The sequence below is a fragment of the Nocardiopsis sp. NPDC007018 genome (assembly GCF_040635075.1).
Classification (GTDB): Bacteria; Actinomycetota; Actinomycetes; order Streptosporangiales; family Streptosporangiaceae; genus Nocardiopsis.
In genome coordinates this window covers 62,895-75,626 of record NZ_JBEYHA010000022.1, presented here as the reverse complement: position 1 = coordinate 75,626, position 12,732 = coordinate 62,895, and the positions used below count along the sequence as shown (strand labels likewise).

The following is a 12,732-nucleotide window of genomic DNA, read 5'->3' as shown; positions in this document are numbered from 1 at the left end:
GGGTCGCCGCCGGCCGGGTCCTCGCGAGCCGCGCACTCGGCGCGTCGGAGTGGGCCGGATCACCCGTTGTCGACCAGCACGTCGGCGCGTTCCCACGGTGGATCGACCGCGTACAGTGCCTCCTCCTGCCGGGCCCAGCGCGCTCGGTGCGGCCCGTACTGCGGCGCGTCCTGTCGGGCGTCCAGCCTGCGGGCCCGGGTCGGCTCGGCGGCCTCCACCCACACCAGGAGATCGCAGGCGCCGCGTACGGGGGCCGCGCCCGAGCCGCACCCCTCCACGACCAGGGTGCCGCCCCCGGTGAGGAGGTCGTCGGGGAGAGCGGTCCACGCCGTGTCGAAGGAGCCGCTCTCCCAGTCGTAGCGGTGCCAGGCCGGGGCGCGGCCGCGCCCCAGCGGGTCCAGGACCCACTCCCGGAGCAGGACGCAGGACTCCGCCAGACCGTCCCACCCGGGGTAGAGGTCCTCCATGGGCAGCAGGGCCACCGGCTCGCCCCGCTTCGCCAAGGCCCGGCACAGGTGGTCGGCCACGGTGCTCTTGCCCGAGCCGGAACGCCCCTCCACCGCCACGACGCGGACCGACGGGCCCCGCCGGACGGTGTCCAGGACGGTCCCGGCCACGTGCTCCGCCCATCCGGGCCGGTCGGTGCTCACCCTCGTCATGCCACGAACGTAGGGCACCGACGCTCCGGTTCCGCCCAGGGGCACGGGGTTCCGGGGTCCGGCCTCCCGTTCAATGCTTGTAGCATTCGACGGAACAACACCAGAACACGCGGACCGACGGACAAGGGGTGCGGGGTGACCGAGACCGGTACGACACCCGGGTCCCAGTCCGCGCTGCGGGAGGCCAACCAGCGGCGCGTCGTCGACGTACTGCGTCGGGACGGCACCCGCACGCAGGCCGAGCTGGCCCGGGCCACCGGACTGTCGGCCGCCAGCGTCTCCAACATCGTACGGGGGTTGCGGGCCGCCGGTACCGTGTCGGTGCGCGACACCTCCTCGAACGGCCGCCGGGCCCGCGCCGTCACCCTCCTGCGCCCGCCGGGCACCGTCGTGGCCGTGGACTTTTGCGGCGACCGCGTCCGCGTGGCCGTCGGTGACAGCGACGGCAACGTGCTGGCCCGGGAGGCCATCGCCTACGACGTGGCCGCCGACGCCGGACGGGCGGTCCGCCGCGCCGCGTGGTTGGTCGAGACCGCCCTGCTGGGAGCCCGGATCGACCTGGGCACCGTGGCCTCGGTGGTGGCCTCCGTGCCGGGTCCGATCGCCCCCGACAGCGGTGAGGTGGGTGCCATCTCGTGTCTGGCCCGGTGGGCGGGCTTCCGACCGGCCGAGGCGCTGGGGGAGAGGCTGGGCCTCCCCGTGCTGGCCGAGAACGACGCGAACCTGGCGGTGGTGGCCGAACGGGCCCTGGGCGCCGCGCGGGGGGCCGACCACGTCATCCAGCTGGTGCTCGGCGAAGGCGTGGGGGCGGGCATCGTCATGTCCGGGCGGATGTTCCGCGGGGCGGGCGGGACGGCGGGCGAGATCGGGCACATCGGTCTGGACCCGCGCGGCCAGGTGTGCCGCTGCGGCAACCGCGGGTGCCTGGAGACGTTCGTCGGTACCGGGTACCTGCTGAACATGCTGCCCCGGACCCACGACCTCGCGCCCGGGCCCGACCGTGCGCGGCTGCGGGAGGTGGTCGCCTCCGCCCTGGACGAGGACCCCGGGAGCCGCCGCATCATCGCGGAGGCCGGGGACGCCCTCGGGCAGGGGGTGGCGATCATGGCCAACCTGTTCAACCCGGACCGCGTGGTGGTCAGCGGTGACCTGGCCGAGGCGGGCGACCTGTTGCTGGAGCCCATGCGCCGGTCGATGGAGATGGGCACGCTGGGCGCGGCCCTGGCCCGGTTCGACCTGGTGACCAGCGCCCTGGGCGAGGACGCGCCGATCCGTGGCGCGCTGCTCACCGCCGCCCGCAGTCTGCGCTGAACGCACGCGCCCTCCGCGGCGCCGCACGGTCGCCCGCCCCCGTGCCGGTGCGCCGTCTCCCGGTGGCGAGCCCTCTGGCCAGGGCTTCTCTTTCGTTTAAGCAATGAAGTCAAGACTCGTGATATTTCGGTAATGTGTTCATCTGTTGACGGCAAGGTGGACGCGGGGTTCTACTTCACACCATCGATCGCGCGATCTCGTCCGCGCTCGCACCGCAAGAGAGGCCCCCCGCGTTGACCACAAGACGCCCCCACCGCCGTTCAGCCCTCCCGGGAACCGCCGCCGTCGCCGCGCTGGCCCTGTTCGCCACCGCCTGCGGCTCACTCACCACAGACGACTCGGCCGGAGAGGCCCAGACGCACACGGTGGAAGAAGGCTTCCACGTCGGGCTGCTGCTCCCCGAGCTCCAGACCGCCCGCTACGAGGCCTTCGACAAGCCGTACTTCGAGGAGGCGCTGGAGAACCTCTGCCCCAACTGCGAGCTCTCCTACGCCAACGCCGACCAGGACGTCGACGAACAGCAGACCCAGGCCCAGGCGATGCTCACCTCCGGAGTCGACGTCCTCGTCCTGGGCGCCGTCGACTCCGAGGCCGCCGCCGGAACCGTGAACGAGGCGCGCGGGCAGGGCGTGCCCGTCGTCGCCTACGACCGCCTCGCGCAGGGCGGCGTCGACATGTACGTCTCCTTCGACAACTTCCGGGTCGGACAGGTCCAGGCCGAGGCGCTGCTGGGCGCCCTCGACCAGGCCGGAACTGCGGGCGACGGCCAGATCGTCATGATCAACGGATCGCCGACCGACCCCAACGCGGGCGACTTCAAGGCGGGCGCCCACGAGATCTTCGAGGGGCAGGTGGAGATCGGGCAGGAGTTCGACACCCCCGACTGGTCGCCCGACGAGGCCAACAGCCAGATGGAGGGCGCCATCACCTCCCTCGGCCTGGACGAGATCGTCGGCGTCTACGCCGCCAACGACGGCATGGCCGCCGGTGTGATCTCCGCGCTGCGCAGCGCCGGAGTGTCGGTGGCGGACCTGCCCCCCGTCACCGGTCAGGACGCCGAACTCCACGGCATCCAGCGCATCGTCGCCGGTGAGCAGTACATGACGGTCTACAAGGCCATCCGCCCGGAGGCGGAGGTCGCCGCCGCGATGGCCGTCTCCCTGGCCACCGGCGACGACCTGGACGCCGGTGAGTACACGGTCACCGAGGTCGAGGACGCCGGAGGCGAGAAGGTCAGCGCCGTCCTGCTCGACCCGGTCGCCGTCACCGTCGACGACATCGCCGACACCGTGGTCTCGGACGGCTTCTACACCGTCGAGCAGATCTGCACCGACGACTACGCCGACTTCGACTTCTGCAAGGAAGCCCTCTAGACGGCCTCGGCGCCCGGGCCGCCCCCCACCAGAGGGGCGGCCCGGGACCGACGCCCCGAGGGCCCGGCCGCGCGCGGCCGTCCGCCCCGACCCGCCGGTCGAGAGAGAGAAACAGGCACATGAGCACACCCGTCCTGGAACTGTCCGGGATCTCCAAGACCTTCGGGGCCGTCAAGGCGCTCACCGAGGTCGACCTCCGCGTCGACCCCGGTGAGGTCGTCGCCCTGCTCGGCGACAACGGCGCGGGCAAGTCGACCCTCGTCAAGGTCATCGCCGGGGCCCACCCGGCCGACAGCGGCGGTACCGTCCGCTGGGAGGGGGACCCGGTCACCATCGGTACGCCCGCCGACGCCCAGCGCCTCGGGATCGCCACCATCTACCAGGACCTCGCACTCTGCGACAACCTGGACATCGTCGGCAACCTCTTCCTGGGCAACGAGCGCCTGCACTTCCCCGGCACGCTCGACGAGGTCGAGATGGAGCGCCGGGCCGTGGAACTCCTCGACTCCCTGTCGGTGAGCATCCCCGACCTGCGCGTACCCGTGGCGGCCCTGTCCGGGGGACAGCGCCAGATCATCGCCATCGCCAGGTCGCTGCTGGGCCAACCGCGCCTGGTCATGCTCGACGAACCCACCGCGGCGCTCGGCGTCGCGCAGACCGCCCAGGTCCTCGACCTCATCGAGCGGTTGCGCGACCAGGGGCTCGGGGTGGTCCTGATCAGCCACAACATGGCCGACGTCCGGGCCGTCGCCGACCGGGCGGCGGTGCTCCGCCTGGGCCGGAACGCGGGCGACTTCCCCATCGCCACGACCAGCTACGAGGAGATCGTGGCCGCCATCACCGGGGCCTCCGACAACCCGGTGTCCCGTCGCTCCACCCGTACCGGCTCGTCCGCCACGGCCACGAAGGACAAGGAATGAGCCAGCAGACCCACGCAACCCAGGGCGGGGACACCGCCGCGCCGCTGAGCGCCCCCCGGCGCGACCCGCGCCTGCTCACCACGGTCGCCTCACCCGGCGGGTGGCTCAGCGCCCTGCGCCGCAACCTCCGGGGCGGCGAACTGGGCGCGGCGCCGGTCATCGTCGGCCTCCTGCTGATCGCCGTCGTCTTCCAGACGGCCAACGACCGGTTCCTGTCCCCGCAGAACCTGTCCAACCTGTCCGTGCAGATCGCGGCGGTCGGCCTCATGACCACCGGCGTCCTCATGGTCCTGCTGCTCGGTGAGATCGACCTGTCCATCGGGTCGGTCTCCGGGCTGTCCGCCGGGGTGCTCGCCGTCCTCGCGGTCCGACACGGCTGGTCGGAATGGGCGGCGATCGGCGCCGCCGTGGGGGTGGGCCTCCTCGTGGGCCTGATCCACGGGTTCGTCTTCGCGAAGATGGGCGTGCCCGCCTTCGTGGTCACCCTCGCGGGCCTGCTCGGGTGGCAGGGCGTGCACCTGTACGTCATGGCCGGTGACGGCAGCATCAACACCAGCTCCAGCGGCCCCATCGCGATGCTCACCCAGACCTACTTCGTCCCCGCGGTGGGCTGGTTCCTGGTGCTGGCCACCCTGGCCCTGTACCTGCTGTCGGTAATGACCGCCGAACGCAGGCGCCGTTCGGCGGGGCTGTCGTACAAGCCCCTGGCCGAGGTGCTGTTCCGGACCCTGCTGCTGGCCCTACCGCTGGTCGGCGGCGTGTGGGTGCTCAACCAGTACAAGGGCGTACCGCTGGCGTTCCTCATCTTCGTGGGCTTCGTCGTCGTACTGGACCTGGTGCTGCGCAAGACCCGCTACGGGCGCATGGTCTACGCGGTGGGCGGCAGTTCCGAGGCGGCCCGCCGGGCCGGGATCAACGTGGACCTGGTCCGGATCTCCGTGTTCGGGATCGCGTCCACCCTGGCCGCGCTCGGCGGCGTCATGCTGGTCTCCCGCAACTTCGGGGCCAGTGTCTCCACCGGTGGCGGCGCGGAGCTGATGATGGCCATCGCGGCGGCGGTGATCGGCGGTACCAGCCTGTTCGGCGGTCGCGGCAACGCCTACTCGGCCCTGCTCGGAGGCCTGGTGCTCGGCGCCATCACCTCGGGGCTCCTGCTGCTCCAGATGGACACCTCGGTGCGCTTCATGATCACGGCGGCCGTCCTGCTGATCGCGGTGGTGCTCGACGCGCTCTCCCGCCGGGGCCGTCGGACCCACGCCAGAGGCGGCGCCTAGAACCCTCCCTGCTCCTTCACAGAAGGGGCGCGGCGGCCGTCCCCGAGGCCGCCGCCGGGCCCGGGCCGGACCACACCCACCGGCCCGGGCCTTCCACCCGCGCGTTCCGCGGCGCGCGGCGGTGCGTGTCCGGGAGAGGCGTGTCCGGGTGTGAGGTGTGTCGCTTCGCCGGAGGAGGCGGGATCGGCGCGCGAGTCGACGACGGGCGCGTCGGCGTCGTCTCAGGGCGCCGCCCGCGACCGTCGGTGCCCGTGGTTCGCGAAACCCGGCCTCCATCCCGCCTGACCTGCGGGGACGCCGTTCCGGTCCGGGGCGGGCGCGTCCCGGGCCGTCGGCGCCCGCGTGACGCGGGCCACGCCCATGCGCAGAGGCCTTGGTCCCGGGCTCGGTGGGGACGAAGGTCCCGAGGTCAGGGGCGGTGCGGGCGGCTCCGAGAACGCTGTTAGGTTCGCCGCGTCCCACGACCCAGACCGGGCCCCCGCGTCCCGCCCCCGCCGTGCCCGGGCCCCAGCCAGGAGAACCATGCGCACCATCCTCGTCGTCGGAGCCGGACCGTCCGGGCTCCAGCTCGCCCTCGGGCTCCTCGCTGAGGACTACGACGTCACCCTCGTCGACCCCCGGGGTCCCGAAGAGATCCGGAGCGGACGCGTGATGTCCACCCAGTGCCTCTTCGGACCGGCGCTGCGCCGCGAACGCCGCCACGGGCTCGACCTCTGGGGCGACCGGGCGCCCCGCGTCACCGGGGTGGGCGTCCGGGTCACCGGGCCGGACGGAGGACCCGCCGAGGTCGACTGGGTGGGACGCCTGGACGAGCCCGCCCGGTCCGTGGACCAGCGCCTCACACTCTCCGCGTGGGCGGACCTGTTCGCCCGAGGCGGCGGCCGGGTCCTGCGTCACCGGGTCACGCCCGAAGACCTGGCGGACCTGGCGCCCGGCCACGACCTGGTCGTCGTCGCGGTCGGCCGGGGCGCGCTCGGGGGGCTCTTCCCCCGCGACGAACGACGCTCACCCTTCACCGCACCCCAGCGCGTGCTGTCCCTGGCCTACGTCACCGGGGCCGATCACCACCCCGACGGGGACGTGCTCGGACGGACGGCCGTCCGAGGCGCGGGCGAGCTGTTCACCCTGCCCACCCTGTCCGTCAACGGTCCCTGCCAGGCCCTCATGGTCGAAGCGGTCCCCGGGGGCCCGCTCGACCACCCGCGGCCCCCCGGCGCCACCGGCGAGGACGTCCTCTCCGCAATGCTGGACGTACTACGCCGACACGCCCCCCGGGAGCACGAGCGGTTCGCCCGGGCCCGGCTGGCCGACCCCCTGGGCGCGCTCCACGGATCTCACACACCCGTGGTGCGCGAACCCGTCGCCCGGCTCGCCGACGGCACCCCGGTCCTGGGCATGGCCGACACCGTGGTGAGCAACGACCCCGTCACCGCCCAGGGCGCCAACATGGCCTCCCTGTGCGCCGACGTCTACCGCAGGGCCATCGTCGACCACGGGACGCGCCCCTTCGACGAGACCTTCATGCGCGCGGCGTTCGCCTCCTACTGGCGGCACGCCCGCCAGGTCACCGCGTGGAGCAGGGTGATGCTGAACGGTCCGCACCACGTGTGGGAGCTGTACCGGCTGGCGGACCGGCACCAGCCCACCGCGGACCGGTTCGCGAACTCCTTCGGCGACCCCTCCGGGCTCATCGACTGGTTCCTGCACCCCGAGCGGGCCACCGCCTACGCGGACGGCGTGCGGCGGTCGCTGGCCGTGTCGTCCCATCTCCCTATCTCCTAATCCCGATCGGGCAGAGGGGGATATAGCGTCGGCCCCCTCATGTTCGCTGATCTCCTCACACCCACCCCGCACGCCCTCTTCGGGCACATCGACGCGTGGGTCTTCCTCCTCGTGGCGGCGACCGCCGTGTTCGCCGGCGCCGCCGTCCAGAGCCTGGTCGGCCTCGGCCTCGGACTGGTCGCCGCCCCGGTCATCTCCTTCCTCGATCCGACGCTCATGCCCGGGGCACTGCTGACCACCGTGGTCGTCCTGCCGATGCTCACACTCGTCCAGGAGTGGCGCCACGTCGACTGGAAGGGCCTGGCCTGGGGCCTGCCCGCCCGGCTGCCGGGAACCGTGCTGGCGGTGTGGGTCGTGGCCGTCCTCGAACCCCGCGCCCTGGCGGCGGTCGTCGGTGTCATGGTGCTGGTGGCCGTCGCGCTCACGGTGCGCTCCTTCCGTGTCCCCCTCACGCCGGTCTCCCTGGTCACGGCGGGCGCCCTCTCCGGGTTCGCGGGCACCGCCACCTCAGTGGGGGGACCGCCCATGGCCCTGCTCTACCAGCACGAACCGCCCGCGCGGGTGCGTGCCACCCTGGCCGCGTTCTTCCTGTTCGGCGGGCTGCTCTCCCTGGCGGGCCTGGCGGTCGGCGGGCAGCTAGACGCCCGCACCGTCTCCGCCGGGATCGCCGCCATCCCGTTCGTCGGACTGGGGTTCGTGGCCGGGAACGCGGTCCGCCGGTGGGTCGACCCGCGGCGGATGCGCGCGGCGCTGCTGTGTGTGGTGACCATCTCCGCGATCGGCCTGCTGACCCAGGCGGCACTCGGCTAGCCTCAGCTGGGCGGTCGGCGTCAACCCGATCCCAAGAGGGAGTAACCTACGCCGAAACGTCCGAGGCGGACACGGGCCCGGGGCGCTCGCCGGGGCCCTTATGCCGTGGGTACCGTCGAAGCCGTACCCTCGGGGGGCCACAAGGTGTGACCCGCGGGCGAAGGCCCATAAACTCGGGTATGTATACCTGCTGGTAGCCAAGTCCGGACCACGTCAGGGGCCGGGCCGGGCAAACGTAACGTGGACACGCTGGACGAGGGGACTGACGAGACAGTGGCACTGTTCGAGTCGATACACAATCCGGAAGCGCTCAAGAAGCTCCCGGCCGACCAGCTCCCTGCGCTGGCCCAGGAGATCAGGGACTTCCTGGTCGACTCCTGCTCCCAGACCGGGGGACACCTCGGCCCCAGCCTCGGCGTCGTCGAGCTGAGCATCGCGCTGCACCGGGTCTTCGACTCACCGAAGGACCCCATCCTCTTCGACACCGGCCACCAGGCCTACGCGCACAAGGTCCTCACCGGCCGCCACGACTTCAGCAACCTGAAGTCCGAGGGCGGCCTGTCCGGCTACCCCTCCCGCGCCGAGTCCGAGCACGACTTCATCGAGAACTCGCACGCCTCCACCGCGCTGTCCTACGCCGACGGCATGGCCAAGGCCAACGAGGTCCAGGGCCGCACCGACCGGACCGTGGTCGCCGTCATCGGCGACGGCGCCCTCACCGGCGGCATGGCGTGGGAGGCCCTCAACAACATCGCCGAGCGGAAGAACCGTCGCCTGGTCGTCGTCGTCAACGACAACGGCCGCTCCTACTCGCCCACCATGGGAGGCCTGGCCGACCACCTGTCCTCGCTGCGGATGACCCCCGGCTACGAGCAGGCGCTGGACCTGGCCAAGAACACCCTCAACCGCACCCCCGTGGTCGGCCAGCCGCTCTACGAGGCCCTGCACGGCCTCAAGAAGGGGCTCAAGGACACCATCCAGCCGCAGATGATGTTCGAGGACCTGGGTCTGAAGTACCTCGGTCCCATCGACGGGCACGACGAGCCCGCCGTGGAGAAGGCCCTGCGCCGGGCCCGTGACTTCGGCGGTCCGGTGATCGTCCACGTCATCACCCAGAAGGGCAAGGGGTACGCCCCGGCCGAGAACCACGACGAGGACCAGTTCCACGCCCCCGGCCCCTTCGACGTCGACACCGGCAGGGCCAAACCCGGTCCCAAGGTCGAGAAGTGGACGTCGGTCTTCGCCGACACCATGGTCGAACTGGGCGCCGAGCGCGACGACATCGTCGGCATCACCGCGGCGATGCTCCACCCCACCGGCCTCAACAAGTTCGCCGACGCCCACCCCGACCGCGTCTTCGACGTGGGCATCGCCGAACAGCACGCCGCCACCGCCGCCACCGGCATGGCCATGAACGGCCTGCACCCGGTGGTCGCCGTCTACGCGACCTTCCTCAACCGCTGTTTCGACCAGGTGCTCATGGACGCCGCCCTGCACCGCCAGGGGGTCACCTTCTGCCTGGACCGTGCCGGTGTCACCGGCAACGACGGCGCCAGCCACAACGGCATGTGGGACATGTCCATCCTGCAGGTCGTCCCCGGCCTGCGCCTGGCCGCCCCGCGTGACGCCGCCCGGCTGCGCGCCCTGCTGCGTGAGGCCGTGGCCGTCGAGGACGCCCCCACCGTCGTGCGCTACCCCAAGGGCGCCGTCGCCGAGGAGCTGCCCGAGATCGGCAAGGTCGGCAGCATGGACCTGCTCCGCCGCGCCACCGACGGCGGTCACGGCAAGGACCTGCTCATCGTCGGCGTGGGCACCATGGCCCAGGTCGCCTGCGAGGTGGCCGACCGCATGGCCGACCAGGGCATCGGCGTCACCGTCATCGACCCCCGATGGGTCAAGCCCCTGGACGAGGCACTGGTGGCCGAGGCGGCCGAGCACTCCGTGGTGGCGGTCGTCGAGGACAACGGCCGCACCGGGGCGGTCGGCGACGCCGTGGCGCGCCTCCTGCGCGACCACGACGTCGACGTGCCCGTGCGGACCTTCGGGATCGAGCAGGAGTTCCTCGACCACGCCAAGCGCGACCGCATCCTCCAGCAGCAGGGCCTGACCCCCCAGGAGCTGTCCCGCAAGCTCACCGAGACCGTCTCCCGCCACGGAGACCACGGCGGCTCCCAGCGCGAACTGGCCGACGAGAAGGCCTGACCCCCGCGCCTGGCAGCACCGGAGGCGGCTCCGGTGCTGCCAGAATGGGCGCATGAGCGACGAGCCCAACCCCCAGGACGAGACCCCGCTCCGGGTGGCCGTGATCGGTTCCGGACCGGCCGGGGTGTACACCGCCGACGCCCTCACCCGCCAGCGGCGCGTGCCCGTCCGGGTGGACGTCCTGGACCGGCTCCCCACCCCCTACGGGCTGGTCCGCTACGGCGTGGCCCCCGACCACACGAAGATCAAGGGCGTGGCGCGGACCCTGCGCCGGGTCCTGGAGCACCCGCACGTGCGGTTCGTCGGCGGTGTCGAGTTCGGCACCGACCTCACCCGCGCCGACCTGGCCCGCTCCCACCACGCCGTCGTCTACGCGACCGGCGCCAGCGTCGACCGGCGCATGGGCGTGCCGGGCGAGGACCTGCCCGGCAGCGTCGCGGCCACCGACCTCGTCAACTGGTACTGCGGACACCCCGACAACGACTGGGACGACTTCGCCCTCGACGCGGAGGAGGTCGCCGTGGTGGGGGCGGGCAACGTCGCCCTCGACGTCGTGCGCGTGCTGGCCAAGACCGCCGACGAGCTCCGCCACACGGATATCCCCCAGACCGTCCTGGACGTGCTGGCCGCCAGCCGGGTCCGCACCGTACACCTCCTGGCCCGACGGGGCCCGCTCCAGGCCAAGTTCACCGCACCCGAACTCCGCGACCTGCTGGCCCTGCCCGGAGCGGACGTGGTCGTGCGCCCCGAACAGGTGGACCTCGACCCCACCGAGATCGGTGGTGACCGCCCGGACCTGCGCGAGGTCTCCCGCGCCGCGCGCACCAACCTGAGGCTGCTGCGGGAACAGGCGGGCCGGGAACCCGAGGGGCGGCCGCGCCGCGTCGAACTCCACTTCTGGACCCGGCCCGAGGAGATCCTGGGTGAGGACCGGGTGGAGGGGCTGCGCGTGGGCCGCACCAGGCTCACCCCCGAGGGGCGGCTCGAGGGCACCGGCGAGCAGGCCGTTCTGGACGTGGGAATGGTGCTGCGCTCGGTCGGGTACGCGGGCGTGCCCCTGGAGGGGGTGCCCTTCGACACCGGCGCGCACACGGTCCCGCACGAGGCCGGACGCGTCCTCGACACACGGGGACGACCGGTGCCGGGAGACTACGTGGCGGGATGGATCAAACGCGGTGCCACCGGGGTGATCGGTACCAACAAGTCCGACGCCGCCGCGACCGTGCGTGCGCTCCTCCAGGACTCCCCGGAACTGCGCGGCGCCGTCCCCGCCCCCGTCCCCCTGGAGCGGGTCCTGGACGACCGGGGGCTGGCGCACAGCGACTACGAGGGCTGGCTGCGCATCGACGGGGCCGAGGCGGACCTCGCCGCCGAGCTGGGCCGGGGCGAGCGTGTGAAGTTCCGGGACTGGGACGCCTACCGGAGGATTCTGCGGGGGGAGGAACTCAGGTGACATCCCGGTCGGAGGCCTCGTAGGTGTTGCACCCGCCCACGGTGGTGCTGGTGTAGCCGGACTCCAGCCAGAACGCCCGGTTGGCCGCGCTGCCGTGGGTGTCCAGGTCGCCGCCGCCGTTGAAGTGCTCGTTGACCACGTCCAGGGCGTCGCCGTCCGGGTCGGTGAGGCCGCGCAGCCCCACCCCGGCCATGCACTCGGCCTGGAGTTCCGTGCGCCTGAGGGTGTCCAGCTCGTCGGCCTCGCTGCCCGCGCGGCGGCGCAGGTCGTGCGAGATGCCGAGGATGCCGGTGGCGTACTGCACGTGGTGGGCGTACTCGTGACCCATCAGGGCGAGCCACACGTGTGCCTCGTGGTCGTCGGGGATCTGCTCGCCGACCTGGCGCACGCTGGGCAGGACCACCGTGATCAGACCCCGGTCGCTCTCGTAGTAGGCCAGGGTGAAGGAGTCGTCGGTGTCCGTTGCGAGGGCGTCGTTGGTGACCGTGATCTCCGGCAGGTCGGGGTCGAGGCCGAGCTCGTCCATGACGGGCGCCCACAGGTCGTTCAGGCAGGTCCCGGCCTCGTTGGCGAAGGCCTCCCAGGAGTCGTCCGAGCCGGTCCGCAGCTCGGGTAGTTCGCAGTCGACGGGTTCGGGCATGGCGACGTCGTAGAGCGGGTGGTCCACGATGTCGACCTCCGCGGGGTGGGGCCGGGCGTGGAGGGCGCTGTCGTAGAACGCGGTCAGGTCGGTGCCGCCGGTCGGGGGCTCCTCCTGCGGGGTGTTCACCACGATGACGGTGCTGGCGACGAGGGCGACCAGGGCGACCGAGGCCGCGGAGAGGGCGCCCACGAGCACCGCCCTGCCCTTGTCACGGGGCGGGCGCGGGGGAGCCGACCACTGGTGGGGAGCCTGGTGCCACTGGGGGTGGTGTCCGGGGTGGCCCTGCGGCCACCATCCGCCCTGCG

Annotated in this window: 10 protein-coding genes; 8 read left to right on the top strand and 2 right to left on the bottom strand. The window is 72.6% G+C overall.

Annotated elements, in window-relative coordinates; translation table 11 throughout:
* Positions 1–59: 59 nt before the first annotated feature.
* Positions 60–659: a phosphoribulokinase gene (locus ABZ635_RS14830; RefSeq protein ID WP_357764432.1), complete on the bottom strand. Its 600-nt coding sequence runs from the start codon at positions 657–659 to the stop codon at positions 60–62.
* A 135-nt stretch (positions 660–794) separates the two neighbouring features.
* On the opposite strand from ABZ635_RS14830, the gene ABZ635_RS14825 reads away from it, so the two are divergent.
* The 8 genes from ABZ635_RS14825 to ABZ635_RS14790 all read left to right on the top strand — a co-directional run bounded on the left by ABZ635_RS14825 (position 795) and on the right by ABZ635_RS14790 (position 11,784).
* Complete coding sequence (locus tag ABZ635_RS14825) at positions 795–1,970, top strand: ROK family transcriptional regulator (RefSeq protein ID WP_357764429.1); 1,176 nt, start codon at positions 795–797, stop codon at positions 1,968–1,970.
* 233 nt (positions 1,971–2,203) lie between these two features.
* Positions 2,204–3,343, top strand: a complete 1,140-nt coding sequence (locus ABZ635_RS14820) for a substrate-binding domain-containing protein (RefSeq protein WP_357764427.1) — start codon at positions 2,204–2,206, stop codon at positions 3,341–3,343.
* A 119-nt stretch (positions 3,344–3,462) separates the two neighbouring features.
* On the top strand, positions 3,463–4,263 hold the full coding sequence (locus ABZ635_RS14815) for an ATP-binding cassette domain-containing protein (RefSeq protein ID WP_357764423.1): 801 nt from the start codon (positions 3,463–3,465) through the stop codon (positions 4,261–4,263).
* Entirely contained in the window at positions 4,260–5,537 is a 1,278-nt protein-coding gene (locus ABZ635_RS14810; protein ID WP_357764420.1) for a sugar ABC transporter permease, read from the top strand. The genes ABZ635_RS14815 and ABZ635_RS14810 overlap by 4 nt, the downstream gene beginning before the upstream one ends.
* 522 nt (positions 5,538–6,059) lie before the next feature.
* Positions 6,060–7,319, top strand: coding sequence for a styrene monooxygenase/indole monooxygenase family protein (locus ABZ635_RS14805; protein ID WP_357764418.1), 1,260 nt, complete (start codon positions 6,060–6,062; stop codon positions 7,317–7,319).
* A 39-nt stretch (positions 7,320–7,358) separates the two neighbouring features.
* On the top strand, positions 7,359–8,129 hold the full coding sequence (locus ABZ635_RS14800) for a sulfite exporter TauE/SafE family protein (protein WP_357764415.1): 771 nt from the start codon (positions 7,359–7,361) through the stop codon (positions 8,127–8,129).
* A 273-nt stretch (positions 8,130–8,402) separates the two neighbouring features.
* Positions 8,403–10,331 (top strand): 1-deoxy-D-xylulose-5-phosphate synthase, encoded by a 1,929-nt coding sequence (dxs, locus tag ABZ635_RS14795; protein WP_357764478.1) that lies wholly within the window; start codon positions 8,403–8,405, stop codon positions 10,329–10,331.
* Positions 10,332–10,383: 52 nt separating this feature from the next.
* The gene (locus ABZ635_RS14790; protein WP_357764412.1) at positions 10,384–11,784 is read left to right on the top strand and encodes an FAD-dependent oxidoreductase; all 1,401 of its coding nucleotides are present in this window, start codon (positions 10,384–10,386) and stop codon (positions 11,782–11,784) included.
* Here ABZ635_RS14790 and ABZ635_RS14785 read toward each other — a convergent pair.
* Positions 11,777–12,622 (bottom strand): neutral zinc metallopeptidase, encoded by an 846-nt coding sequence (locus ABZ635_RS14785; RefSeq protein WP_357764475.1) that lies wholly within the window; start codon positions 12,620–12,622, stop codon positions 11,777–11,779. The genes ABZ635_RS14790 and ABZ635_RS14785 overlap by 8 nt on opposite strands.
* Between the last annotated feature and the right edge of the window lie 110 nt (positions 12,623–12,732).

Coding starts and splice junctions, on each gene's coding strand:
- ABZ635_RS14830 (WP_357764432.1), bottom strand. CDS start 659: ATGACGAGGGTGAGCACCGACCGGCCCGGATGGGCGGAGCACGTGGCC.
- ABZ635_RS14815 (WP_357764423.1), top strand. CDS start 3,463: ATGAGCACACCCGTCCTGGAACTGTCCGGGATCTCCAAGACCTTCGGG.
- ABZ635_RS14810 (WP_357764420.1), top strand. CDS start 4,260: ATGAGCCAGCAGACCCACGCAACCCAGGGCGGGGACACCGCCGCGCCG.
- ABZ635_RS14805 (WP_357764418.1), top strand. CDS start 6,060: ATGCGCACCATCCTCGTCGTCGGAGCCGGACCGTCCGGGCTCCAGCTC.
- ABZ635_RS14800 (WP_357764415.1), top strand. CDS start 7,359: ATGTTCGCTGATCTCCTCACACCCACCCCGCACGCCCTCTTCGGGCAC.
- ABZ635_RS14790 (WP_357764412.1), top strand. CDS start 10,384: ATGAGCGACGAGCCCAACCCCCAGGACGAGACCCCGCTCCGGGTGGCC.